Here is a 25,585-nt window from a genome sequence, read left to right as displayed (position 1 = left end):
AAAAGCCTCATAAAAACGTAAAACAATAAAAAAGGATGGGCGTAGAAATTAATGTCCCGAGCGCAGATCTTTAAACCCTGATTTTGGATTTTGGACGAACATGAATCGTCCCCGTTGTGCATAAAATCCGATACAATCCCTAGTGATGTTACAGCCTATTGTTGATGATGTTGTTGAAGGCAGAGCCAAAGGTATAGCTTAAACCAAACCCGAACCCTAGTTCAAAATCCGTGGCAATCTGTCGCTGCTGTAAAAGTACATCCTCCAAAGAAGCATCACCTGCGGGGAGATTGATCAAATCCCTGATGATTTCAAAATCCCCGGAAAAACTTATGGCCAAACCTTTAAAGATCCGAATGGAGAACCTCCCGTTTAACTGTACCCTATTCCTTGAAAAATCGTTTAAAAAAGTTGAGGCCCTTAATCTGGAAAATATGTTGCCCCAGGGCTGCCGGTAACGAATCTGGATATCCAGGGAATGGTCAAAAATTCCCTCTTTATCTTTTAGGAATATGGTGGGCTCTAGATAATAGTTATAAAAGTAGCCAATCCTATAGGCGAATACAATTTCCCTACGTAGAACCTCACGATAGGGAAATATATTGTACTCTATGGCCGGCCTAAAATAATACCTAAAATCCAGGTTGGTAAACGTGTCGTGCCGTGCGCCTCCAAAAATACCGGCGGACCAGTGATCGGAAAGGCTCCTTACTATACTGCCGTCCGCAGAATAGCGTAGACGCTCGCTGGTAAAGGTCTCCTCATTACGTTCAAACTCCGCATTGGCCTGATTTAACTGTAGGTCTGTCCTTATACGCCAGTTTTCGGTAACATGGTCACTTTCAAAACCAACCTCATACTCAAATTCGTTCCTGCTGGTTTCCCTATCCAGATCAGCTTCCCCATATATTTCAAAAATCCAATTGTTCCAAGGATCGTCAAAATCGATATCCTGTCTTTGGGCCAGCCCTTCGGCCGTAATTTTATACTCAACCTTATCCGCTAAATCGGTTTGTATGATATAGGGCAAAAGGCCTGATTTTATAGTGGTCACCAAACCATTGCGCACTTCATCGGCCGTCATGTTTACATTGGTATCATAGGAGCGTTGTACCAAGGTACTCTCATATTCCCCGACCCCTTCAAATTCCAGTTTATAGGTGCGCCCACCACTACCATTGGCAATATCGTAAATAAAAAGGTTTATATTGGCCAGGCCTTGGTCGCGAACATGATCTACAAAATTGATTTCCTGTCGGATATAGCTACGCTCACACCTACATTCGATAAAGAGCTTGATACGGTCCTTTACCTTGGCCTTTTCCTGTGAAAAGCCGGTTTGGACCAAAAGAAACGTGAGCAGGGTAAAATACAGAGATCTCCAATACCTATGGAGGCAATGCTTCATTCAAAAAATGTCTTTGGTGTTTGGTAAAACCTCAAAGATAAGGGTAACCACTAAAAAACGGAACCAAAAAGCGGGTTATGGTTAATAGGAATGATTTAAATAATGAAACTATAATTCCCTAGTGACTTCCCAATTTTCCAAATAATCGGCCACCGCCTTTGCGAACATGCTGCCCAAAGCTCCGTTTACCACCCTATGATCATAGCTATGCGACAGATACATCTTATTACGTATCCCGATGAAATCGCCCTCCTTGGTTTCAATAACGGCAGGGACCTTCCGGATAGCTCCCAAAGCCAATATTCCTACTTGGGGTTGGTTGATAATGGGCGTACCAAAAACACTTCCGAAAGTCCCAACATTGGTAACCGTATAGGTACCATCCTTGATCTCGTCCGGTTTCAACGCATTATTGCGTGCCCTATGGGCTAGGTCATTGACCACCTTGGCCATACCTACCAAATTCAATCGATCTGCATTTTTGATAACGGGAACGATGAGATTGCCATCGGGTAGGGCCGCGGCCATACCGATATTGATATTTTTCTTCTTGATAATTCTTTCCCCATCCACGGAGATGTTCATCAACGGGTATTTTTTTAGTGCCTTGGCCACAGCCTCCATGAAAATGGGGGTAAAGGTCAATTTCTCACCTTCCGCCCTTTCAAAAGCATCTTTTACTTTATTTCGCCAATTGACAATATTGGTCACATCCACCTCTATGAAGCTCTGAACGTGGGCCGCCGTGGAAACACTCTCCACCATATGTTTGGCGATCAATTTGCCCATTCGGGACATCTCGATGACCTCATCATCCAGAACATTGGATTGCACAGTAGGCACTTGGTGCTTCTCCATGGGTACTTCCTTGTGGGGTTTTGAAGGTGCCGCTTGTGGTTCAGGTTCAATTGTTTGGACGTCTTCTTGTTCCTTGGATTTTCTGTTTCCAATGTAGGCCAGGATATCATTTTTGGTTACCCGCCCTTCTTTGCCCGTACCCTTAATGGCATCCAGTTCTTCCATGGAAATGTCTTCTTCCTTGGCAATATTCCTGACCAGTGGGGAATAAAAACGTTCCGACGCACTGTAATCCCGAACAGGTGCATCCGCAGTTTCACGAGCCGTGGATACCATATCCTCGGCCATAGCCACTGCTTCCATGGGAACTTCTATTTCTGTATCGTCTGGTTTTTTATGGATACCCTGCGCTTCACTCACATCGCCTACCGAAGAAGATAGCTCTCCGTTGACCTCTATGATAGCGACGGTCTCCCCTACTTTTATTACATCGTCAATAGTAAATAGTTTTTCCAAAAGCACGCCTTCTACCTCACTGGGCACCTCGGAATCCACTTTGTCCGTAGCTATCTCAAAAACCGGTTCGTCCATTTCTATGGGGTCACCGACTTCCTTTAACCATGTGGTCAAGGTAGCCTCGGCAACGCTCTCCCCCATTCTAGGCAATTTTAGCTCAAACTTTGACATATTAATATTCTATCTACTTATTTCATCAATTGCTTTGCAAAAATATCAAAAAAAAAGTCCAATTATTAGGTTTAATGCATAATCCTAAAGAAGGATTAATTCGCTTTTAAGGAACCTTCAAATGGAATCCGGTTCAAAATACTGCGTCCCAAAGTAACCTCATCGGCATACTCCAATTCATCCCCGACGGCAATTCCCCTGGCAATCGTAGAGGTAGCTATGTCCAAATCTTCCAATTGTTTGTAGATGTAAAAATTTGTAGTATCACCCTCCATGGTGGAGCTTAGGGCAAAAATAAGTTCCTTGATCTCTCCCCGTTTTGCCTTGCCCACTAAAGATTGTATATTCAGGTCTTGTGGCCCTATGCCTTCCATAGGGGATATTTTACCGCCCAAAACATGATAGAGTCCCTTGTATTGCCCCGTATTCTCTATGGCCATAACATCACGGATATCCTCTACGACGCAGACCAAAGTCTTGTCCCTTTTGGGGTTGGCACAAATCTCGCATAGATCTACATCGGAAATATTGTGACAGTTTTTGCAATACTTGATCGACTCCTTGAGGTTAAGCAGGGCTTTGGACAAGTTTACAGTTTGTTCAGCAGGCTGCTTCAACAAATGTAATACCAATCGCAATGCAGTACGTTTACCGATACCCGGCAATTGCGACATTTCATACACTGCGTTTTCCAAAAGCTTGGACGAAAATTCCATAACAGCAAAATTACATACTATTTTTACTTTTTGTACTTTGCCCAGAAATTATTTCAATGACCGCCACCCATATTCTGCTTCTGATAGGGGCCTATTTTCTACTGTTATTATTGATTTCCTATTTTACGGGCAAGAACGATTCCAACGAGGATTTTTTCAAGGCGGGGAAGCAATCGCCATGGTATTTGGTAGCCTTTGGGATGATAGGGGCCTCTTTGTCCGGGGTTACTTTTATTTCCGTTCCTGGATGGGTAGAGGAATCCCAATTCAGCTACATGCAGGTGGTCTTTGGCTATCTGGCCGGCTATTTTGTCATTGCCTATATCTTAATGCCCATTTATTATAGACTTAATGTTACCTCTATCTACGAATATCTGAAACAACGTTTGGGAATGACCAGTTATAAAGTTGGGGCCATCTCTTTCTTTGTTTCCCGGGTTTTGGGAGCCTCCTTCCGTTTGTTTTTGGTGGCCATTGTACTGCAGCAATTTGTCTTTGATGCATGGAAGGTGCCTTTTGAACTAACGGTTATCCTTTCCATTTTACTTATTTGGATATACACCTTCAAGGGGGGCATAAAGACCATTGTTTGGACAGATACGTTGCAAACCCTTTTTATGCTACTTTCCGTGGGGTTTTCCATCTATTTTATCAATCAAAAATTGGATTGGGGCTTCGCGGAGTTTTTGGCTTCCGAAGAACTAAAGGAATATAACAGGGTACTATTTACGGATGATTTTTTTGGTAAGACACATTTTGTAAAATCCTTCCTGGGCGGCATGTTCATTACGATTTGCATGACCGGGCTGGATCAGGATATGATGCAAAAAAACCTCACTTGTAAATCCCTGAAGGACGCGCAAAAAAATATGGTCTCGTTTAGCTTGGTTCTTATTATCGTAAATTTTGCCTTTTTACTGCTAGGGGCCCTGTTATTCATCTATGCGGATAAATTTGAGATCGCGACCCCGTTAATGGACGGCGACCCAAAATCCGATCTTCTTTTTCCCGAAATTGCCCTGAACAGTGGTTTGGGAATCATTGTGGCCATCACTTTTATGCTTGGTCTTATTGCAGCGGCCTATAGCAGTGCGGACAGTGCCCTGACCTCGCTGACCACCTCTTTTTGTGTGGACTTCCTGGGTATCGAAAAAAAACCGGAGCCCGAGCGCAAAAAAATCCGTAAACGCACCCATATCGGTATGAGCCTACTTCTGGTGGTTGTGGTCATTATTTTTAAACATATCCTCGATAGAAATGTCATAGACGGCCTTCTTACGGTGGCCACTTATACCTACGGGCCCCTTTTGGGTATGTTCACCTTCGGGATTTTTACCAAATACAAAGTAAAGGACAATTATGTTTGGATCGTAGCACTTATCTCTGTTGGGCTGATTTACATTTTTGGGAAAATACCCCCTGAGAATTTAGGGGGCTACCAAGTAGGCTATGAATTGTTGCCGATCAATGGTATTTTAACTTTTATTGGACTCTGGTTTTTACGGGACAAGAACGTATAGAACCTGTTTTTGCCGACAAACGGCAAAAAAATCCGATGAAACCACGGTTCTATGATGTTAAAGTTGAGTCCGAAAATTCGTGTGAAAAATAACTAAAATTTTAATACTGCCCTGTGGCCAACAAAACCAAGGTACAGGCCACCTCTACCTCTATGCCATTGTCCCTAAGTAGCTTATAAAATTCTGGGTTCTCCGTACCGGGATTGAAGATTACCCGCTTAGGTGCCAATTTCAGAATTTCCCCGTAATAATCAGGCTGACGGCTTGCTCCTATATACAAAGTTATGGTATGAATATTTTGAAAATCGGTTAATTTGGTCTTAACTTGTACGCCGGAAATTTCCCCAGGTTCTCTTCCAAATGCTTGAGTTACTATATCGTTTTCGATAAGTCTGTTTATGGCTAGGTTACTGTAACGGTTTGGTTTTAACGAAGCTCCGAAAACAAGTGTCTTTTTCATAGGTTCATACTGGGATGTTAAAATATATGTAATCTGTTACTTTTCAAGAAAAAAAACGTCTAATAGAGATGTTCAAAAACTATTCGAAATACGAATTTGGTCATTGATGAGGCTATATGTTTATAGTTAATGGTTAGTGTTTAGTATGGCTGAATCGATGACAGAAACCCTGACGGAAACGTCAGGGTTTTGTGTTTTTCTATAATCAAGAATGTTTCTTTTTTCTTCTTTCATAAGGAACAAAGATAACGGTTTCAACATACCGTATCGGAGCAAAATACCATAAATAAAATCAGCGGCATACTTGTTTAAAAGTGTTAAAGAAACGTTAAAGAAAGGTGCTTGGGTAACATTAACCTGGTTTCTGTCGTCCACTTAGGTAACATCAATCATCTATCCGCCCTAAGGCGGACAAATCAAAAAAAACGAACAATCATGAAAAAAGTATTGCTGCTTTTAGCAATGTTTCCGTGCATTGCCCTATTTGCCAATACCCCTCCAGTAATTTCGGATTTAAGAATCGGCAGCGTAACCGGCAAGGTCATGGACAAGGCCTTGCAGCAACCCATCGCCTATGCGGCAATTGTTATCAAAACGCAAGATGGAACTAATGATACAACCGGAGGAATCACACAAGAGGACGGCACTTTTGAAGTAAAGAATCTCCCTGAAGGAGACCTATTATTTGAGGTACAGTTTATTGGATACAAAACACATTCCCAGCTGATAACGATTTCCAAAAAGGACAGAAAATTGAATTTAGGCATCATTGCACTGGAAGAGGAGGCAGAAGAACTTTCCAATGTAGAGGTCGTGGGCGAACGTACCACCATAGAGCAGAAAATAGACCGAAAGGTAATCAATGTGGGCAAGGATCTTACGACCATGGGACCAACAGCCTCTGACATAATGAGCAATATACCTTCCGTAAATGTGGATCAACAGACCGGGGAGCTTACACTACGCGGAAATTCCAATGTGAGGGTAATGGTAGATGGTAAATTGTCCAATGTCCCCGTTGCCCAATTGTTACGGCAAATTCCATCCACATCCATAAAATCCATCGAACTTATTACAAACCCTTCGGCCAAATATAACCCCGAGGGTATGAGCGGCATTATCAACATTGTGTTACACAAAAATGCAAATATCGGTTTTAATGGCACATTAAATACAGGGCTTACCGTGGGCATAGAAGCAAAATTCAATAGTTCCATAGATTTGAACTATAGAAATGGAAAATTTAACCTATACGGTAATTACGGCAACAACATTGGCAAATACGTTAATGACGGCTTTATTTTTCGGGATGAAGAAAATTCCGAGCAGATTTTCGATTTTTTCGATAACAACAAATCGCATCTGTACAAACTAGGCATCGATTTTTATTTGAACGATAAGAATACACTTTCCTTTTTTACCAATCAAAATCTATACGATGGAAAATTTAGGGGTGTCACCGATGTCATTTACTATGACGACCTGAATAGAAATACGACGCAGTTCTTTGACAATGTCCAGGAGAATTCCAGTGAGCAATATAATTTTGATTACAAAATGGAATTTAAAAAAGAGGGACACAACATAGAGCTCGAGGTAGATTATAACCGGTTTAAAAATGACGAGGATGCCAACTTTAGATCTACGGGTACTACCGTTTTCCCCGATTACATGGATTTTGTGGATACCAAACGTACACAGACCATAGCCAATTTGGACTATGTTAATCCATTGGATTCCATATCCAAACTGGAGGTGGGGCTCGAAACGCGTCTTTTTGAGACCAATGTGGACTATGCCTCTACCGGGTTGTCCTTCAACTCGGCCGGCGACCTTATACCTACTCCGGAGACCGATTTTGTCTATGGAATGGACATCTACTCCGCCTATGCCACCTTTGGGCAGAACTATGAGAAGTGGTCCTATCAAATAGGGGCCCGTATTGAGGATGTTGAAGTTAAGGCGGATACGAATAGGATCCGGGCCTTTACGGATGATTACACACAAATCTATCCTTCGGGTTTTTTGACCTATACCCCTACGGAAAAAAACCAGTTTCAACTAAGTTTTAGTAGACGTGTGGATCGGCCGGGATTACAGCAGGTGAACCCCATACGGGAATGGGCCACACCTTTGATATCCTCTTTCGGTAACCCTAGCCTCGTACCCCAGTTTACCAATTCCATGGAGGCAAATTACACCCGAAGAATGGAAAAGGGAAGTATTACGGCCGGAGTATTTTATAGGGCCATTGCCGATGAAATCAACAGAGCGGTCTATGTAGACCGATTGGATCTGAATAAGTTGATACTGACCTTTGATAATTTTGATAATACCTCCGCTTACGGGGTAGAGATATCCAGTAATTACAAACCTACTAAATGGTGGAGCATCAACGGAAGTTTTGACCTCTTCTCACAGACGCAGCGCGGAATAACGGAAAGCCTTCTGGCCAATAACTCCACGGCCACAGAAGATGATATTGTAGTGGAAAAGGTAGAAGTGGAGAACACGGCATGGAATTTTCGTATGAACAATAGTTTTAAGGTGGGTAAAAAACTTACCTTGCAATTATTCGGTTTTTATAGAGGCGAGAACCAAACTATCCAATTTTTGGTCAAGCCCTTGTATTTTGTAAATACCGGTGCACGGTACAGCTTTGCCCAGGGCAAGGGCACTTTCAGCCTCAATTTTAACGATGTATTCAATACCATGCGCTTTGCTTTTGACGGAGATCGGCCCTTTGTGCAAAATGGCCAATTCAATTGGGAAAGTCAAACGGTGTATGCCGGATTGTCCTATATGTTCGGAAGCGGAAAGAATAGAGCCGCACAACGCAAAAGAAGGGATAGCAACACCAAACAAGGTAGCGGAGGAATACTGTAAAGATATATTGATAGAACCGGTGTCAGAGGGATTGGTTGGTTAAACTCTGAACACTGTTCATCAATAGAAGAAACCCTGACTTCACCGTCAGGGTTTTGTTTTATCCAAAATGTTGGTGGTATGGCCGTCCAGACTAATCGTATTTTTCTTTTCCCGGTATTTCCTCAATCCTTCATCACCTTGGCCCTCTGCCCACTCCACCAATTCTTGGCGTTGTTGTTTATAATCCATTAAGGGAACCCCAAAGCCACAGGATATTTGAACAAGTTCGATCTGCATATTGATCAATTGTCTTGCTCCTATCATGTCCGGGAAAAGACCTATGTTTTCTTCCCATACCTCATCGTATTGATGATACGCCTTGGCCAATCCGTATAGTCTAAGAATCATCGGTGGGCCTTCAAAAGCGCAAAACATAATTGTCATTCTTTCATTGTGCATAAGATGCGTGGCCGTCTCATTCCCGCTGCCAGTTAGATTCAACCAAATAACCCTATTTTCATCAATGACCTTAAGGGAATCCAAGCCCTTTGGAGAAAGGTTTATATGCCCGTCCTTCATTGCGGTAGCGACAAAAAATAGGTGTTGTTTCTTGATAAAATCAATCAATCTCGGAGTAAGCCTGGACATTCGCTTTCCCATACGTTTACCATCTAAGTATTGCACTGCCCCAGGAAAATCCACTGCCAAAAGCGGCCAGGACCACCAGATTACCTTCATTTAGTCTACCTTGCTCCCAGGCTTCGGTAAGGGCAATGGGTATGGAAGCCGCCGTAGTGTTTCCATATCTCATTATATTATTGAATACTTGGTCATCCCGTAGTCTGAAATTCTTCTGGATGAATTGGGAAATCCTTAAATTGGCCTGATGCGGAATCAACAAATCGATATCACCGGGGGTTAGACTATTTGCTTCAAGACCTTCCTTGATAACCTCGCTAAAACGAACTACGGCGTTTTTAAAAACGAATTGCCCGTTCATATAAGGGTAATAGGAGACATCATCGGGGTCGTCCTCGTTAATGATATCGGTTATCCATCGTTTTCCCATTCCCGGGGCAATTAACGATAGCTCTTCGGCATGCTGTCCTTCCGCATGGAGATGGGTGGAAAGAATTCCCTTGGAGGTATCTTCTTCCCTACTCAGAACCGCGGCTCCGGCCCCATCACCAAAAATAACGGAAACACCCCTACCACGGGTCGTCATATCCAAACCTGTGGAATGTACTTCGGAACCTATGACCAAAATATTTTTGTACATACCGCTTTTAATATATTGATCCGCTACGGAGACCGCGTAGATGAACCCGGAGCATTGATTTCTTACATCCAGGGCCCCTACTGTTTTTATACCCAAATCCCGTTGTACCAAAACCCCTGGGCCCGGAAAGTAATAATCAGGACTTAGGGTAGCGAATATGATGAAATCGATATCATCCTTAGCGATTCCTGCTCGTTCAATGGCAACTTTTGCGGCCTTTACTCCCATGGTTGTGGTAGTGTCCTCTCCCTTGATTACATGCCTGCGTTCCTGGATACCGGTACGCTCCTGAATCCATTCGTCATTGGTATCCATAACCTTGGACAGATCGTCGTTGGTCACTACATTATCCGGGACAAAATACCCCAACCCTATTATCTTGGAGTTGTACATAAAACTTCGTTTTTTGATTTCTTAAATTGAGTATCTATTACTTTCTAAGTCGATAAAAGTTAAAAAGCGGCAAAATAACAGATCCAATATAATTAAAATTGTAGGATGAAGGGTTTTTGAAACGATGCTTTAGGAAAGATACTTCCTAAAACGGTTTACATCCACCGTGGCCTTAAGATCATGTAGTAAATTGTAAAGACCAAAAAAAGTACGGTTCATGTACAGGAAATGTTTTGACCCCCGATTGCCGTTCATTTTTCGTATTTGGCTATCCTTGGAGTAGCGTTCACTTAAATCGGCTATCTTGACCCAGAAATCATCAGCCCCAAAATTAAAACGTTCCTTATTGAAGGGGGAAGTGAAAAGCGTCAACATTTCCTTGAAAAGGGCCTTGAAAAATTGAAGTTCTTGAGGAGAATCGGTTTGGGTCAAAATTTCGAGCTCATATAATTTCTCCATAAAAATGGTGTCATTCTCGATGTTTTCCTTTTTGGCCAATTCAAAATAAGGAGTGTAAAATTCATCGGGAACCTCCTTGATACACCCAAAATCTATCGCGATCAACGTTTGCTCCGAGCTCACCAAAAAGTTTCCGGGATGGGGATCTGCATGTACCTTACGTAGCCCATGAATTTGAAACATATAAAAATCCCATAAGGTCTGTCCCAACTTGTCGCCGAGTTCCCTTGGAAAACTAGTTTTGGAGAACTCGCTGAGATGTTTGCCATGCATCCAATCCATAGTGATGATACGCTCGCTGGACAAATCTTCATAATACTCTGGAAACTCCAAATTAGGAATAACTTTACAGGCCTCGGTAATTTCCTTGCTCTGTTGTATTTCAAGAATATAATTGGTTTCCTCGATTAATTTATGTTCAACCTCATTAAAGTATTTGTCCGAATCTTTTCCTTGAAGATTAAACATTCTTATGGCAATTGGTTTTACCAAGGCCAAGTCGCTGCTTATACTTTCGGCCACTCCCGGGTATTGTATCTTAACGGCCAATTCCCTACCATCCTTGGTCGCCTTATGTACCTGCCCTATACTTGCTGCGTTGATCGAATCCCGTTCAAAACTATCGAAGACCTCTTCGGGGTATTTGTTTAGGTACTTCTTAAAAGTCCTGCGGACCAATGGTGCTGAAAGTGGGGGTACTGAAAACTGCGAAAGCGAGAATTTTTCCACATAGGCCCTGGGAAGTAAGTTTTTTTCCATGCTCAACATCTGGGCCACTTTGAGTGCACTGCCTTTTAGGCTCTTTAGCCCGTCATAGATGTCCTCCGCATTATCCTCGTTTAGGGTATCCTTGGAAAGTTCCGGATTCACCAATTTTTTCCCGTAATATTTTACATAGTTACCTCCTATTTTTACACCGGTCCTCACCAGTTTGCTTGCCCGTTCTATTTTTCCCGTGGGTATTTTATCCAGTGTTTTCAAAAGCAGCCTATCTGTTTATTAAAATATATTACGCAAAGGTCTCTTTATAGAGGAATTTTCCAAAATCCACAATGTTTTCCAGCGGCGTATTATCAAATACATCAAAAATGGTGTTGATGGATTTTTCGATGGCCATATCGGTCTTTTCGAATCCTGCTGACTCGTCGTTCACCCAAAACCTTAGAATAAACAAAAATTGCAGCCAAGCACCTTCGGAAAACAGTTGGGGATTATGTTTTGTAATCTTAAGGGACTTTTCGGAGTTACCGTCCTCAATAAGATCTTTTGCAAATTCCTTGATATGCCTTCTAAGCCCCTTTAGCTGCTCCAAATTCTTTAACGGACGACTATCCTGCTTAAGGGCGAAAAGGACATAACTTCTATTTAAGGTCAATAATTCAAAAAAGGAGTAGAAAAAGGTGAGCATTTTTTCCCGATTGGAAAATTGCCCGTATTCCTTGTTTTCTTGGATCAAGTTTTCGGTTTTTGCGTAGAACTGTTCCCATACGCCCTTTTGCAATCCTTCCAGGGAACCGAAATACGTATAGAACTCTCCTTCCTCGATACCATTGGTCTTACAAAATTTATATATGGATTTTGGAACCGATTCGTGTTCCAATACATAATCCATATACAACGCTATAATTTCGTCTTTCGATCTTTTCTTGCTCTTTGTCTTCGTTGCCATCGTTTTGTGTTTATGATATATAAAGGTACTGTTACAGGATTTGAATTTGTGTTAATGGAATACGAAATCTCTTCCCTGAAAAAAAACGTGCCCTCAAAAGAGCGCACGTTTTCAAACAACCTAACCAATAAATAATCAAACGTGATTATAGAATTAAAATCCTCATAGCAATTTTTCTTCCTAATCACAAACAAAGATAAAAAACGTTTAATTATTTATAAAATAAATTAAACAAAATAGATGTTAAAGTTTGTGTTAAAATCTCGAAGCCTTCAATATGTCAGTTTGTCACTCTGTCGTAGTATGGTATTTTTTTTGACTGCCTGATTACCATTAACTGCAAAAAAATATATGACAATGGCAACAGGTAAGATCAATGTTTCAGTAGAGAACATCTTTCCGCTCATAAAAAAATTCTTGTACAGCGATCACGAGATATTTCTTAGGGAGCTGATTTCCAATGCAACGGATGCAACATTAAAGCTAAGGCACCTAGCCGCAATTGGCGAAGCCAAAGTGGAATACGGAAGCCCCATTATTGAGGTAAAGGTAGACAAGGAAGGAAAAAAGCTTCATATTACTGATCAGGGTATTGGGATGACCGAGGAAGAGGTCAAAAAATATATTAATGAAGTTGCCTTCTCCGGTGCGGAGGAGTTCTTGGGCAAATATAAGGATGCCGAAAAAGACGCAGGCATCATAGGCCACTTTGGATTGGGATTCTATTCTTCCTTTATGGTGGCGGACAAAGTGGAGATCATTACCAAAAGCTACCAAGATGAACCCGCTGTGCACTGGACCTGTGACGGTTCCCCGGAGTTTAGTTTAAAGGAAGGAAAACGGGAAGAAAGAGGCACGGAAATCATTCTGCATATTGCCGAGGATTCCACCGAGTTTCTTGAGGATAACAGGATAAGCGAGCTGCTGCGCAAGTACAATAAGTTTATGCCCATCCCGATAAAATTCGGGACGCGCACAGAAACCTTACCAAAGCCGGAGGATGCCAAGGAGGACGATCCCGCCCCTACCCAGGAGGTAGATAATATTGTGAACAATCCCAATCCCGCTTGGACCAAGCAGCCCACAGACTTGGAGGATAAGGATTATAAAGAGTTTTATAGGGAACTATACCCCATGCAATTTGAGGAGCCTTTGTTCCATATCCATTTAAATGTGGATTATCCGTTCAACCTTACGGGAATATTGTATTTTCCAAAGTTGACCAACGATCTGAATATTCAAAAGGATCGTATACAACTCTATCAAAACCAAGTGTTCGTTACAGATAATGTGGAGGGAATCGTTCCTGAGTTCCTCACCATGCTTAGAGGGGTCATAGACTCTCCGGACATTCCATTGAACGTATCCCGGTCTTACCTACAGGCAGATGGGGCCGTTAAGAAAATATCCTCCTACATCACCCGAAAAGTGGCCGATAAATTGAACTCGCTCTTTAAAAACGACCGCGAGGAATTTGAGAAGAAATGGAACGATATTAAAATCGTTATCGAATACGGCATGTTGTCCGAAGATAAATTCTTTGAAAAAGCCGAGAAATTTGCGCTTTATCCAACAGTGGATGACAACTATTACACTTTTGAGGAACTTCAGGAAAAAGTAAAGGCCAACCAGACGGACAAGGACGAAAAACTGGTACTGCTCTATGCATCGAACCGAGAGGAGCAACATAGTTATATTGAAGCGGCCAAAGCCAAGGGCTATGAAGTGCTGTTATTGGATTCGCCGATCATTTCCCACCTTATGCAGAAACTGGAGACTTCCAAAGAGAAGCTTTCCTTTGCCCGTGTAGATGCCGATCATTTGGACAATCTTATCAAAAAGGAGGATACGCAAATTTCCAAGTTATCCGACGAGGAGAAGGAAAAACTCAAGACGAATTTGGAAGAGGTGCTAGAGGACAAAAAGTATACCGTTCAACTGGAACCCATGGATAGCGATGCATCACCCTTTATCATTACGGAACCCGAGTTTATGCGGCGGATGAAGGAAATGCAACAGACCGGGGGAGGTGGCATGTTCGGTATGGGCAACATGCCGGAAATGTACAACCTTATCGTAAACACCAATCACGAACTCGTAAGTGAAATCCTGAACACCAAAACGGCTAAGAAAAGGGAGCGCTTAATCAACCAATCCGTTGATTTGGCCAGACTTTCAAAAGGACTCCTTAAAGGTGAGGAATTGACCAACTTTATAAAACGTAGTTATGAGATGGTAAAATAACCCTAGGAAATTAGGACTATAGAAATATCAAAAACCGCCCTGTTTACGTGATTGTTGAAACAGGCGGTTTTTTATTGCCCGATAAACGCTATCTTTCGTTAAATTATGTTCAACCTATTTAATTTAGCCATAGATGTTTTCCTGCAATAAATACCTTTGTTGTTTTTTACTATTGAGTTTGGCCCTTTTAAATTTCAATTGTAAAACGGAAAAGAAGAAAGAGCCATCCATTTCCAAAGAATTGAAAGACACACCGATCATACAAAAAAGTGAATATGGTACTACGCCAGAAGGCGAAAGCGTTGATCTTTATACATTAAGGAACAGCAATGGGGTAACCGTGGACATCATTACCTATGGCGGTATTATTACTTCCCTAAAAGTTCCCAACAAACAAGGGGATTTGGAAAACGTTGTCCTAGGCTACGATTCATTGGAACTTTATTTGGAGAAAAATCCATTCTTTGGAGCCCTCGTAGGCCGATATGGAAACCGGATCGCGGACGCCAAGTTTACCCTGAACGATGTAGAGTATTCCTTGGCCAAAAATAATGGGGAAAACCATCTACATGGTGGGGAAAAGGGGTTCGACAAAGTAGTTTGGAAGGCATCCCAGAAAAAGGGCGAGGATTTTGTTGCCCTAAAACTGTCCTATGCCAGTAAGGACATGGAAGAGGGCTATCCCGGAAATCTTGATGTGTTGGTCACCTATACCTTGACCAATGATGACACCCTTAAGGTGCTTTATGAGGCAACCACGGACAAAACGACCATAGTAAACTTGACCCAGCATTCGTATTTTAATCTTTCAGGGGATTTTTCAAGGACCATATTAGATCATGAGATGATGCTCAATGCAGACCATTATCTTCCTGTAGATAACGAATTGATTCCTTTGGGGGAATTGGCCCCGGTGAAAGGCACGCCTTTCGATTTTACAACTCCCAAAATCATTGGTGCAGACATCGAAAAAGATCACGAACAATTGAAAATAGGTATAGGGTATGATCATTGCTGGGTATTGAACGGGCAAGATACCGGTTTGCGATCCATAGCAAAGGTATACCATCCTAAAAGTGGACGGGTCATGGAAGTCTTTTCCACGGAGCCGGGAGTTCAATTTTACACCAGCAATTTCTTGGATGGTACGTTGCCTAAAAAAGGGGGTGGTTTTTATGCCCAAAGAACCGGTTTCTGTCTGGAAACGCAGCACTATCCCGATTCTCCCAACAAACCGGATTTTCCTTCCGTGGTGCTAAATCCCGGGGAAAAGTATACTTCTGAGACCTCATTTCGATTTTCCGTGAAGTAATACAGCATCTTTAAATCAGTTACCAAGAGGGACTGAAGAAGTACTCGATTCAACAACCCTATGAAAAAAGAATATTCGCTTAACTTATGGTTCCTTTCTTGATGGCCAATCGTATTGAAAAGTAAATGGTTAGGCTTTACAGATTCTTTAAATAGGCAACACTTCCTTCGAGCGTTCCGGGGTTGGATTCCATTTCTACATAGACTACTTCCAGTCCTCCCTTTTTTGAAGCCCTAAAAAATTCCTTCCAATCCGTAATACCCTTCCCCAGGACAACTTCCTTGGTGGTATCCTTAGGTGAATAATCCTGAAGATGGGCCGATATAAACCTTCCCGGATACTTTTCAAAATAGGTAGCCGCCTTATACCCCAAAGTAATAACAGCGGTCTGAAATTGCATTTTCACAAGGTCGGGATCCAACTCCTCCATTAGGATATCGTATTCCGGTCTTCCATCGAACTCGTGCTCAAACTCTACATTATGATTGTGGTATCCCGCTACTAGGCCACCGGCCTTTATCTTTCTTCCCATTTCGTTCAATTCCGCACATTTTCGTTTTACCTCATCCAATGTAGGGGCATCCAACCCTCCGGAACAGACAAAATGCTTTAGGCCCAATTGGTTGGCAAAATCTATGCGTTCCTCCAGATTGGTTCGCATTTCCCTAAAGGTAAAATGACTGCTGTAACATTGAATTCCGGTATCCGAAATTATTTTTTTTAATTCCGTTCCAGAATATTTTGCAAGCGGTTCAAAAGGTCCCTTATAACCTGATGGGGAACACATTTCTACATGTTCATAGCCAAACCCCACCATTTCCCTTAAGGTCTTGGTAATATCCTTTCCTATGTCCTCCCGAAGCACATAGGACTGAAAACCGATAGGTTGTTTGACCATCCCGGTACTTTCCATGGCAAAGGAAGTATATGGGATTTGTGACATTGCGGCCAATGATACCATTCCTTTACCACTTTTTGTCAAAAACTGTCTTCTTTTCATTCTGAAATCTTCGCATTTTAGTCCAAACAAGGTACGGTTCTGGATTGAATTTACCAATTAACGGATTCTATAAATTCCATATGGTCAATGCCTCATGAACCTACTTATTGAATAATTTAAAAGAACGAGAGCAATTATTCAATGATAAATCGTTTATTCCAATGTGTTTTTAATAAATAGGCCTGTAGCGAGATAAAAATGGCCAAACTTAAGGATCCATAGACCAATGCATCCGGAAGCCTAAAATTATTCAATACTTCAACGAATCTCTCCATACTGAAAAAATCCAGGTTCCATTTGGGCAGGTCGATTAATCCTAAATTCTCGTGTTCGAGAAAGGTATAGCCAAAGAAAATGGCCAACAAAATTGCGGAAATCCACCATACATAACGCGGAATTAAGGGACGATACGAAAATATTTCCGCCTTTTGAACATCTTTTTGAATTTTGGAGATGACCGAGGCCGTAAAATTGGCGGGGGGTTCTTCCAATCCGGATTCCTTGATTATCTTTTTATAAAAAGCTTCCAGTTCTTTGTTTTCGTCCTTTTCCATGGTTTCTTCAAATTTTCTCTTGCAATCTATCCTTTAAAATTCCGCCCAGTCGTTTTCTGGCCCTGAATAACTTCACCTTCAGTGTGTCGGGACTTGCGTCCATTATTTTGGAAATCTCCTTTAGGGAAAGCTCTTCAAAATAGTGCAAGGTAAGTATTGTAGCATAATCGGCCGGTAGTTCCTGCATGGCTCTTTTAATCGTTTCTTTCCGTTCGTCAATTTCAAATTGGTCAATAGCACTTGCCAGACTCGTCCTATTATGTTCTGCATATTCCTCTATTAATGCCGTTTCGGGAATTCTGCCCAATTTTTTTATATAATCCAAGCTACGGTTATAGGCTATCTTATAGACCCATGTAGAAAACTTGGAATCTCCCTTGAAACTGGGGAGGGACTTATATACTTTTAGGAAAGTATCCTGGGCGACCTCCTCGGCTTCTTCATTATTCTTCACCATACGCACTGCCAATGTATAGACCATATATTTGTACCTATCCACTAAAACCGAAAAGGCATTGGTATCCCCGTTGATAACTTTATCAATATAGTATTGGTCTTGTTGAAGGCTCATGACACTCCATAGGACACTGAAGTTACGAAGGAGGTTACACTTTTTTGAAAAAATTTTACATTTTGTGTAACCTTAAAAAAGTTGTGGCCGTCCTATGGGCAAACAAATGTATTTATAAATCAAACTACCCAAGGTCGGGTAAACTAAAAACAAATCATATGGCAGCAGCAATTTTAATACCTATTAGCTTTTTTTTGGTAGTCTTTGCGATTACCTACCTACACTATTCCACTCGTAATAAGGAACGTTTGGCCCTTATCGAAAAAGGGGCGGATGCCAGTATCTTTGTTAAGGGAAAAAGGGAAAGGCCCTCAGCGGTCTGGAAAATACTTATTCTGAACATAGCTCTTTTATTAATGGGTATCGGAGCCGGGATTGTCATCGGTGGCATTATGGCCACTAATCTTAATGTGGATTGGGAAATCGCTATGCCGGGATCTATTTTCCTTATGGCAGGTACAGGACTTTTGGTGGGCTTCTTTTTGACCAAGAAAATGGACAAGGAAGATTAGGAAGCCCATTATTTTGTTAAAACATGACCAAAACCATCGTAGAACCACGGTGGTTTTTTACTTTTAGGGAATGCATGTTATTTCTACCAATATTGGCCGGCCAACTACCATTATTTGGAACAACAGAAAGGAACAAACGGGCATTTACAAATATCCGGTTTCCGAACCTTTGTTCCTGGAAAAGGAATCCGTTGCCAAGGATACCATTTCCAATCGTAAGGTGCATGGCGGAGTCCATAAGGCATGCTACCTTTTTTCTACGAATCAGTACCCCTATTGGAAAGGGCTATATCCCGATTTGAAATGGGATTGGGGAATGTTTGGCGAAAATCTTACCGTAGAGGGATTGGACGAGGCCCAAATCCGTATAGGGGACATCTTTCGGATTGGTACGGCCTTGGTTCAGGTTTCACAATCTCGGGAACCTTGCTATAAATTGGGAATCCGTTTCGGCAATCAGGACATATTGCGGCAGTTTATAGATCACGGTTATTCAGGGATGTATGTCCGAATCCTGGAAGAAGGGCAAGTACAAAATGGGGATACATTGCAATTGGAAAAAGCCTCGGAAAACCCCCTAACCGTAAAACAATTTTTCAACTTTCTTTTTGAGCGAAAAAAAAATCCCGATATTTTACAACTGGCAATTGCAAACACTGCCTTACCGGAACGTAAAAGGGAACGCTTAAAAAAATATTTGTAGTGGGGGCATCCTATCCTTGGCATCTTTACCTTATGGCCACTGTTTACGTGGTAGCCGGCCTAATGCACTTCATAAAACCTAAAATGTATCGGCAAATTTTACCCGCGTATCTACCGGGACATAAAATTTTGGTTACGTTGAGCGGATTAGCGGAGATTATCCTTGGGATTGCACTATGTTTTACCACGACCAAAGATTTGGCCATTTATGGCATTATTGGAATGCTCACATTTTTTTTGCCCGTCCATTTTCATATGCTCTTTAATAAAAGAGCTTCCATGGGCCTTCCCCGTTGGATGTTGATTTGGCGTATTCCCTTGCAGTTCGCATTGATGTACTGGGCTTACCTCTACTTGCCTTTTTAAATGAAAAGGCCCCGAAGGATCAAGAACCTTCAGGGCCAAAAAATCAACTCAACTTAAACTAATTAGTTAACAACAATATCTTCGTAATGAACTGAAGTGTTATCCCTTACGATTACGGTATAGTTACCCGCGTAAGCATTTTTGAAATTGAATGCTTTTTCTACAAGCGTCTCATTTTCCAAAGTTTCCTTAAAAACCATTCGGTTGTCACTATCCAACACCTTAATTTCGACTTTCTTGCCTTCAAGGTTCAAAAGATTAAGGTAAACCATGCCATCCACTTTTCGGAATACAGGTTTAGCACTTTCCTTTCGCTTTGCAACGCCCACCTTATCATCAACATTTATGGTATAGGTGATTTTTTTCAAGGCATTTTCAGCTTCCAAAAGGTAGTTTCCCTCTTCCAAGTTCTTTAAATCGAACTTTTTGGTATACACCTCGGTATTCAATACGTTTTCGTAATAGATAATGTTTCCTGCCGCGTCCACTATTTGAATATAGGTATCTTCTTCCTGGGTATCCCATTCAAAAACAAGGGCTTTATCATTCGCCTTGTTGATTACTCTAAGTTTCGGTTCTTTTGCCACAGCTGTAACTGTTACAAGCAATAGGGCAATAACTGTTGTAAATTTTAGAATCGTCTTCATAACATTTTGTTTTAGGGTTACTAAATAATTTACAGGACAAACTTACCGCCATATCCCTGTCCGTACTACCTCTCGATTTTCCTATTTCTGTGCTATTTTAACCCACGAATAGGTTAAATTATTGTTAATAGGTAATATTGCATATATTTTGGGTAATTTTGCATAGTCTTCTTCATTGGACCCGACGTAATTTTAATCTTGGTATGAAGAACGAAATGACATCACTTAAACCCGCTTTTGAAGCTATAGAGCCCAATTTTGGGCACTCTTTTACTTATCAAAAATTTGATTCGCAACGGAACAATAAGAACAATTCCTGGCATTACCATCCGGAAATCGAGTTGGTCTACGTAAATGGTGGTACGGGAAAGCGCCAGATAGGTAGCCATGTATCCTATTACGGTAATGGCGACCTTATACTTATTGGAAGTAATTTGCCCCATTGCGGGTTTACCAACGCACTGACCGGAAATGAAAGTGAGACCGTAATACAGATGAAAGCGGACTTTTTGGGAAACGACTTTTTCAATATCCCGGAAATGAAAAAAATTCAAAGTCTCTTTGAAATAGCTCAAGGAGGCATCGCGTTTTCAGGAAAGACCAAAAAGAAAATCGGGGAAAAAATGGAAATATTGGAGTACCAAGGCGATTTTCAAAGACTACTTTCCATTTTGAATATTTTAAACGAACTTGCTATTTCCCAGGACTTTAAAGTTCTCAATGCCGAAGGTTTTTCCATGAAGACCGAGGTAAAGGACAATGACCGTATAAATAAGGTCTTTAATCATGTTAAGGCCAACTTCAAGGAGGAGATTTCCTTGGACGAGATGGCGGATTTGGTAAGTATGACAGTACCCTCGTTCTGTAGGTACTTTAAAAAAATCACCAATAAAACCTTTGTACAGTTCGTAAACGAGTATAGATTGGTGCACGCCTCAAAACTTTTGGCGGAAAGGCCGATGAGCATTACAGATGTTTGTTTTGAGAGCGGATTCAACAATTTTTCGCACTTTAATAAACAATTCAAGGCTTTTACTGGGCAAAATCCATCTGAATATAGAAATCAATTGAAAAAAGTCTTGAATTAATGGCCCAGCTTTTTCAGGAAGAAATTAGATTGAACTTACCGGACAGTGAAATCGTTTATCATCCGCACTTTTTGGAAAAGAATGAGGCCGACACCTGTTTTGGGCTCCTGAGAAGAACAGTACCTTGGCAACAGGACGTTATTAAGGTATTTGGAAAGGAATACCCCCAACCTCGGTTAACGGCCCTTTATGGTACCAATGACAGGACTTATTCCTATTCCAACATCACGATGAAACCATTGCCCTTTACCGAGGAATTGTTGGAAATAAAACAAAAAATCGAAGTACTTACGGATGTAATCTTTACCACCTGTCTTTTAAATCTTTACAGGGATGGAAGGGATAGTAACGGTTGGCACGCAGACGATGAGAAAGAGTTGGGAACCAACCCAGTAATCGCTTCCTTGACCTTGGGTCAGGAACGTTTTTTTCACCTGAAGCATAAAAAGGATAAGACACTCAAACAAAAAATATTGCTGGAACACGGCAGTCTGCTTATCATGGGTGGTGGGACACAGAGTCATTGGCTACATCAAATTCCAAAGACGACAAGACCCATTAGGGAGCGTATCAATTTGACCTTTAGAATCATAAAATAAAAAATCGGTCTTCTCCAAACCGATTTTTTAGGACCCTTTTGCAAAGTTAGGCACTGCCTTTGGCTTTCGGGTTATTTAGCCAATCTCCTCGCACCCAATTTCAAATACAATAACTTCAAATCTTATGCCAAGGTATATTGAATCGACCAATACCTGGTTTTTTGGGTCTAACTGTCCCAAAAGTTTACCTTAGCACCCAAAATTTAACTTTGTCCGTACGGTGAAAAAAGTGTTTTCAAAACTGGAATTGGATAGGATCATAGAAATGGCCTGGGAAGATCGTACTCCATTTGAGGCCATACAGATTCAATTTGGGATATCGGAACAAGAAGTAGTGAACCTAATGCGCAGGGAAATGAAATCCAGTAGTTTCAAGATGTGGCGAAAAAGGGTACAAGGCAGAAAGACCAAGCACGCTAAACTAAGGTCGGAAAATGTAGCAAGGTTCAAATCATCCAGGCAAAAACCTATTTCAGGAAATAAGATTTCAAAACGCTAAGGTATTTTGCTATTTCCAAGACCTTGGAAAGCATATCCTAATTCATCTAAAACAAATCGTTCAATATTTTGGCCAATCGCAACCCTCCCTTTTGCAATTGTTTTTCTACGGTGGGCCACCATTTATATCCATAGCGATAATACAGCTTCTCCCCCACTTCCACGGATTTATATAGTTCGTTCGCCAAGTCTTGAGATTCCTCTACCCAATTATAAATATCCCCAGCTTGAAGCGATCTTTGCTGCTTTTTGTTCAATTTTGGAAGGGATGCGGCCAATTCCGTATAACTCATGCCATAGTCATCGATCATATTTGCATCCCAGACCTTATGTAAGTTGCTATCCCTATTAAACCACTGTACCTGAATATCATTTCCACCCCTGTCTTCCAGACGACCAACGTGCATAGGTTGATGAAGGTCCCCTACAAGGTGAATCAACATCTTTAGATAAAAAGCCCTATCCGTGTGCGGACGGTTTTTGTTCTTGATGATCTCCATGCATTTTTCGATTCCCACGATTACATTGCCATAGGGGCTAGGTTCAACATCGGAGTACATTTTGTCCTCGGGATAATTCACGTAGTGCCAGGCACTGAACTTTCTATAATTGGTGTCCGCCTTAATTTCGTCCGCAAAGTTGGATACCGCCGCCAAGCTCTTCCCGTCCAATAATCGGGCAACAGCCTTTTTGGCCTTCCTGTTCAGATGTTGTTGGGCTATTTCGCCAATGGTCCTATGCCCGGTCTTGGACCAAAATGGTGTGCCCGCAAATGAAAATTGTACGGTTAAAAGAAAAAACAGAACAAGTCTTTTCATACATCTTACTTTGGGCCAAAAATAGAGAAACCATTGTAAGGTAGTGTTAAAAACTATGCCGTTTCTTTTTTTTAATTTGATATTGCAACCCAAAATCGGTTCTATTGTTGTTGAAAGGAATCAAATCGCCTTATCTAAGGTATGGGCTTGTAACGGTTAGTTTCTTTACAATTGCCTTGACAGTTTTTATCCTCAGCATTTATTTTGGGGCTTGGGGCAGACTGCCCTCAAAAAAAGAACTTTCCCATTTTCAATATCAAAAGGCTTCGGAGGTATATACGGCGGATAGTGTTTTGATCGGTAAGTATTACCTGTATGATAGGCAACCCATTCCCTATGAAAGCCTGCCCCAATATCTTTTGGACGCCTTGATCGCCATTGAGGACGAAAGATTTTTCAGCCATTCGGGAATCGATTATCCCAGTTTGTTTCGGGTAGCTATCAAAACGATTCTTATGCAAGATCAAACCGCCGGAGGCGGGAGCACCTTGACCCAGCAATTGGCCAAGAACCTCTTTCCAAGAAAAGAGCGGAAATCTGCGAACATCGTTATAAATAAGGTCAAGGAAATGATCATCGCCTCCCGATTGGAGGATATTTATTCCAAGCAAGAAATCCTTACCCACTATTTGAACACGGTTTCCTTTGGGGGCAACACCTTTGGTATTGAAAGCGCTTCCTTAAAGTTCTTTAACAAGAGAGCGATAGACTTAAGGATAGAGGAAGCGGCGACCCTTGTGGGGATGCTTAAGGCAACGTACAGCTATAATCCCCAATTATTTCCGGAAAAAGGCCTTAACCGCCGAAATCTGGTTTTACAATCCATGGCCCATAATGACTTTCTAACAGAAGAAGAAAAGGACAGTATTGCAAAAATCCCCTTAAAGTTGGATTACAGGGAGTTTGACCATAACGAAGGCCTCGCGCCCTATTTTAGGGAGGAAGTTCGTAAACAGATGCAAAAATGGAGTAGGGCCGAAAAAGAAAAAGGGAATACCTACAATATTTATACTTCCGGACTTAAAATCTATACCACCCTGGATTATAAAATGCAGATTTTGGCCGAGGAAACTATGGCGAAGCATTTAAAATCGTTACAAAGGAAGTTTGAAAAAAGTTATGGTTCGAATGCCCCATGGATAAAGGACAAAAAACTAATAGAGAAGTTGGTACGCAAAACCCCTACTTACCGAAAACTTAGGGCATCCGGATGGAAGGAAAAGGGAATTATGGATTCCCTAAATCAAAAAAGGAAAATGAGATTGGTGGATTGGTACGGCGAAAAAATGATGAATGCAAGTGTTGTCGATAGCATTTCCCATTATATGAAGTTTTTAAATACGGGTTCCTTGGCGATAGATCCCAAGAGCGGAGCGGTAAAGACATGGATCGGGGGAATCAATTATAAGTATTTTAAGTACGACCATATTTCTCAAAGCAAGCGGCAGGTCGGTTCTACCTTTAAGCCTATTGTGTATACGGCCGCACTGGAGAAAGGTATAGCGCCCTGTACTTACTTTTCGGCTCAGGAAGTGGCGTATAAAAATCTTGAAGGATGGTCTCCCAGCAATTCTGGTAAAAAGGACGAGACATACCTCAACTACTCCATGGAAGAGGCTTTGAGCAACTCCGTAAATACCGTAGCCGTAAAAGTATTGGAGAAGACAGGTATTCTGGAAACCATTCGACAGGCAAATAAAATGGGGATAACCGCAAAGCTGCCCAACGAGCCTTCCCTGGCATTGGGTACAGGGGAAATACAACTTGCCCAGCTGGCAGGTGCCTATGCTAGCTATGTAAACGACGGCAGACCCGTAGAGCCTTATCTCATACAGACCATAACGAATCAAAGGGATTCCATTTTGACCATTTTTGAGCCAAAAATTGCCGAAAAACAGGCTTTTTCCGATGAAAATCGACAAATTATGCTCCAAATGATGAAATCTACGGTAGATAAGGGAACGGCATCCCGCATACGATCCACCTACAACTTGAGAAATCATTTAGCCGGTAAGACCGGAACCACACAAAACAATAAGGATGCCTGGTTCGTGGCCCTAACACCAAAATTGGTACATGTTACCTGGGTGGGTCTAGACAATCATGAAATCGGCTTTAAAAGTACCTCTTTAGGTCAGGGGGCCAATGCCGCCCTTCCTATTTTTGCGCTTTGGTTTCAGAAACTGAACCAAGATCCTTCTTTTGACGCCATTACCAAAGCTAAATTCGAAAGCCCCAACGAAATGGTCATCAAAAAACTGGATTGTCGGCCTGTAAAGCGCGATGGATTTTTTAAGCGCTTGTTCAAAAGCCCGAAAAAGAAGAAAACCAAAAGATTTAAGGGTAGAAACGCCAGGCCATAGTTTAGCCAAAATTCAAAAAAATTTGCCCTAATAGTATTTATTTTAGTATATTTA

General features: G+C 41.6%; 24 protein-coding genes. 11 read left to right on the top strand and 13 right to left on the bottom strand.

What is annotated here, in order from left to right; all coding sequences use genetic code 11:
* Positions 1-148 precede the first annotated feature (148 nt).
* The 3 genes from ACO06Y_RS11745 to recR form a co-directional block, all read right to left on the bottom strand.
* Complete coding sequence (locus ACO06Y_RS11745) at positions 149-1,408, bottom strand: DUF481 domain-containing protein (protein WP_422084016.1); 1,260 nt, start codon at positions 1,406-1,408, stop codon at positions 149-151.
* A gap of 108 nt (positions 1,409-1,516) precedes the next feature.
* Positions 1,517-2,893 carry a dihydrolipoamide acetyltransferase family protein gene (locus tag ACO06Y_RS11740; RefSeq protein ID WP_422084015.1) on the bottom strand — a complete coding sequence of 459 codons (1,377 nt, stop codon included), beginning with the start codon at positions 2,891-2,893 and terminating at the stop codon, positions 1,517-1,519.
* Between the two features lie 95 nt (positions 2,894-2,988).
* Positions 2,989-3,609 carry a recombination mediator RecR gene (gene recR / locus ACO06Y_RS11735; protein ID WP_422084014.1) on the bottom strand — a complete coding sequence of 207 codons (621 nt, stop codon included), beginning with the start codon at positions 3,607-3,609 and terminating at the stop codon, positions 2,989-2,991.
* Positions 3,610-3,665: 56 nt separating this feature from the next.
* Here recR and ACO06Y_RS11730 point away from each other — a divergent pair, with 56 nt between their 5' ends.
* Complete coding sequence (locus tag ACO06Y_RS11730) at positions 3,666-5,129, top strand: sodium:solute symporter (protein WP_422084013.1); 1,464 nt, start codon at positions 3,666-3,668, stop codon at positions 5,127-5,129.
* A gap of 100 nt (positions 5,130-5,229) precedes the next feature.
* On the opposite strand, the gene ACO06Y_RS11725 is transcribed toward ACO06Y_RS11730, so the two are convergent.
* On the bottom strand, positions 5,230-5,589 hold the full coding sequence (locus tag ACO06Y_RS11725; protein WP_422084012.1) for a CoA-binding protein: 360 nt from the start codon (positions 5,587-5,589) through the stop codon (positions 5,230-5,232).
* Positions 5,590-6,024: 435 nt separating this feature from the next.
* On the opposite strand from ACO06Y_RS11725, the gene ACO06Y_RS11720 reads away from it, so the two are divergent.
* Positions 6,025-8,475 carry a TonB-dependent receptor domain-containing protein gene (locus ACO06Y_RS11720; RefSeq protein WP_422084011.1) on the top strand — a complete coding sequence of 817 codons (2,451 nt, stop codon included), beginning with the start codon at positions 6,025-6,027 and terminating at the stop codon, positions 8,473-8,475.
* A gap of 87 nt (positions 8,476-8,562) precedes the next feature.
* Here the strand turns inward: ACO06Y_RS11720 and ACO06Y_RS11715 are convergent, their stop codons facing one another.
* The 4 genes from ACO06Y_RS11715 to ACO06Y_RS11700 form a co-directional block, all read right to left on the bottom strand.
* Positions 8,563-9,117, bottom strand: coding sequence for a pyridoxamine 5'-phosphate oxidase family protein (locus ACO06Y_RS11715; RefSeq protein WP_422084010.1), 555 nt, complete (start codon positions 9,115-9,117; stop codon positions 8,563-8,565).
* A gap of 4 nt (positions 9,118-9,121) precedes the next feature.
* The gene (locus ACO06Y_RS11710) at positions 9,122-10,129 is read right to left on the bottom strand and encodes a 3-oxoacyl-ACP synthase III family protein (protein WP_422084009.1); all 1,008 of its coding nucleotides are present in this window, start codon (positions 10,127-10,129) and stop codon (positions 9,122-9,124) included.
* Between the two features lie 129 nt (positions 10,130-10,258).
* A complete protein-coding gene (locus ACO06Y_RS11705) occupies positions 10,259-11,569 on the bottom strand; it encodes an ABC1 kinase family protein (protein WP_422084008.1) in 1,311 nt (436 codons plus the stop codon).
* 28 nt (positions 11,570-11,597) lie between these two features.
* The gene (locus tag ACO06Y_RS11700) at positions 11,598-12,257 is read right to left on the bottom strand and encodes a TetR family transcriptional regulator C-terminal domain-containing protein (protein ID WP_422084007.1); all 660 of its coding nucleotides are present in this window, start codon (positions 12,255-12,257) and stop codon (positions 11,598-11,600) included.
* 357 nt (positions 12,258-12,614) lie between these two features.
* Here ACO06Y_RS11700 and htpG point away from each other — a divergent pair, with 357 nt between their 5' ends.
* The gene (gene htpG / locus ACO06Y_RS11695; RefSeq protein WP_422084006.1) at positions 12,615-14,501 is read left to right on the top strand and encodes a molecular chaperone HtpG; all 1,887 of its coding nucleotides are present in this window, start codon (positions 12,615-12,617) and stop codon (positions 14,499-14,501) included.
* Positions 14,502-14,634: 133 nt separating this feature from the next.
* A complete protein-coding gene (locus ACO06Y_RS11690; RefSeq protein ID WP_422084005.1) occupies positions 14,635-15,813 on the top strand; it encodes an aldose epimerase family protein in 1,179 nt (392 codons plus the stop codon).
* 136 nt (positions 15,814-15,949) lie between these two features.
* On the opposite strand, the gene ACO06Y_RS11685 is transcribed toward ACO06Y_RS11690, so the two are convergent.
* From ACO06Y_RS11685 to ACO06Y_RS11675, 3 genes are all read right to left on the bottom strand, one after another.
* Positions 15,950-16,813, bottom strand: a complete 864-nt coding sequence (locus ACO06Y_RS11685; protein WP_422084004.1) for a sugar phosphate isomerase/epimerase family protein — start codon at positions 16,811-16,813, stop codon at positions 15,950-15,952.
* A gap of 134 nt (positions 16,814-16,947) precedes the next feature.
* A complete protein-coding gene (locus ACO06Y_RS11680; protein ID WP_422084003.1) occupies positions 16,948-17,367 on the bottom strand; it encodes a hypothetical protein in 420 nt (139 codons plus the stop codon).
* A gap of 7 nt (positions 17,368-17,374) precedes the next feature.
* Entirely contained in the window at positions 17,375-17,938 is a 564-nt protein-coding gene (locus tag ACO06Y_RS11675) for an RNA polymerase sigma factor (RefSeq protein ID WP_422084002.1), read from the bottom strand.
* A gap of 158 nt (positions 17,939-18,096) precedes the next feature.
* On the opposite strand from ACO06Y_RS11675, the gene ACO06Y_RS11670 reads away from it, so the two are divergent.
* From ACO06Y_RS11670 to ACO06Y_RS11660, 3 genes are all read left to right on the top strand, one after another.
* A complete protein-coding gene (locus tag ACO06Y_RS11670) occupies positions 18,097-18,450 on the top strand; it encodes a DUF6249 domain-containing protein (RefSeq protein WP_422084001.1) in 354 nt (117 codons plus the stop codon).
* 70 nt (positions 18,451-18,520) lie between these two features.
* Entirely contained in the window at positions 18,521-19,153 is a 633-nt protein-coding gene (locus ACO06Y_RS11665) for an MOSC domain-containing protein (RefSeq protein ID WP_422084000.1), read from the top strand.
* Positions 19,153-19,518 (top strand): hypothetical protein, encoded by a 366-nt coding sequence (locus tag ACO06Y_RS11660; protein ID WP_422083999.1) that lies wholly within the window; start codon positions 19,153-19,155, stop codon positions 19,516-19,518. Before ACO06Y_RS11665 ends, ACO06Y_RS11660 begins: the two co-directional genes overlap by 1 nt.
* Before the next feature lie 62 nt (positions 19,519-19,580).
* On the opposite strand, the gene ACO06Y_RS11655 is transcribed toward ACO06Y_RS11660, so the two are convergent.
* Positions 19,581-20,165, bottom strand: coding sequence for a hypothetical protein (locus ACO06Y_RS11655; protein WP_422083998.1), 585 nt, complete (start codon positions 20,163-20,165; stop codon positions 19,581-19,583).
* A 215-nt stretch (positions 20,166-20,380) separates the two neighbouring features.
* Between ACO06Y_RS11655 and ACO06Y_RS11650 the strand changes: the two genes are divergently transcribed.
* The 3 genes from ACO06Y_RS11650 to ACO06Y_RS11640 all read left to right on the top strand — a co-directional run bounded on the left by ACO06Y_RS11650 (position 20,381) and on the right by ACO06Y_RS11640 (position 22,351).
* Entirely contained in the window at positions 20,381-21,253 is an 873-nt protein-coding gene (locus tag ACO06Y_RS11650) for an AraC family transcriptional regulator (RefSeq protein ID WP_422084171.1), read from the top strand.
* The gene (locus ACO06Y_RS11645) at positions 21,253-21,852 is read left to right on the top strand and encodes an alpha-ketoglutarate-dependent dioxygenase AlkB family protein (RefSeq protein WP_422083997.1); all 600 of its coding nucleotides are present in this window, start codon (positions 21,253-21,255) and stop codon (positions 21,850-21,852) included. Before ACO06Y_RS11650 ends, ACO06Y_RS11645 begins: the two co-directional genes overlap by 1 nt.
* Positions 21,853-22,072: 220 nt before the next feature.
* Positions 22,073-22,351, top strand: coding sequence for a TIGR03643 family protein (locus ACO06Y_RS11640; RefSeq protein ID WP_422083996.1), 279 nt, complete (start codon positions 22,073-22,075; stop codon positions 22,349-22,351).
* Between the two features lie 46 nt (positions 22,352-22,397).
* On the opposite strand, the gene ACO06Y_RS11635 is transcribed toward ACO06Y_RS11640, so the two are convergent.
* Positions 22,398-23,168 carry a S1/P1 nuclease gene (locus ACO06Y_RS11635; protein WP_422083995.1) on the bottom strand — a complete coding sequence of 257 codons (771 nt, stop codon included), beginning with the start codon at positions 23,166-23,168 and terminating at the stop codon, positions 22,398-22,400.
* Between the two features lie 110 nt (positions 23,169-23,278).
* On the opposite strand from ACO06Y_RS11635, the gene ACO06Y_RS11630 reads away from it, so the two are divergent.
* A complete protein-coding gene (locus ACO06Y_RS11630; protein ID WP_422083994.1) occupies positions 23,279-25,531 on the top strand; it encodes a transglycosylase domain-containing protein in 2,253 nt (750 codons plus the stop codon).
* Positions 25,532-25,585: the final 54 nt, after the last annotated feature.

Source organism: Ulvibacterium sp. (assembly GCF_965228935.1).
Taxonomy (GTDB): Bacteria; Bacteroidota; Bacteroidia; order Flavobacteriales; family Flavobacteriaceae; genus Ulvibacterium.
Note: the sequence above shows the minus strand (reverse complement) of the source record. Positions and strands in the feature narration are given on the sequence as shown.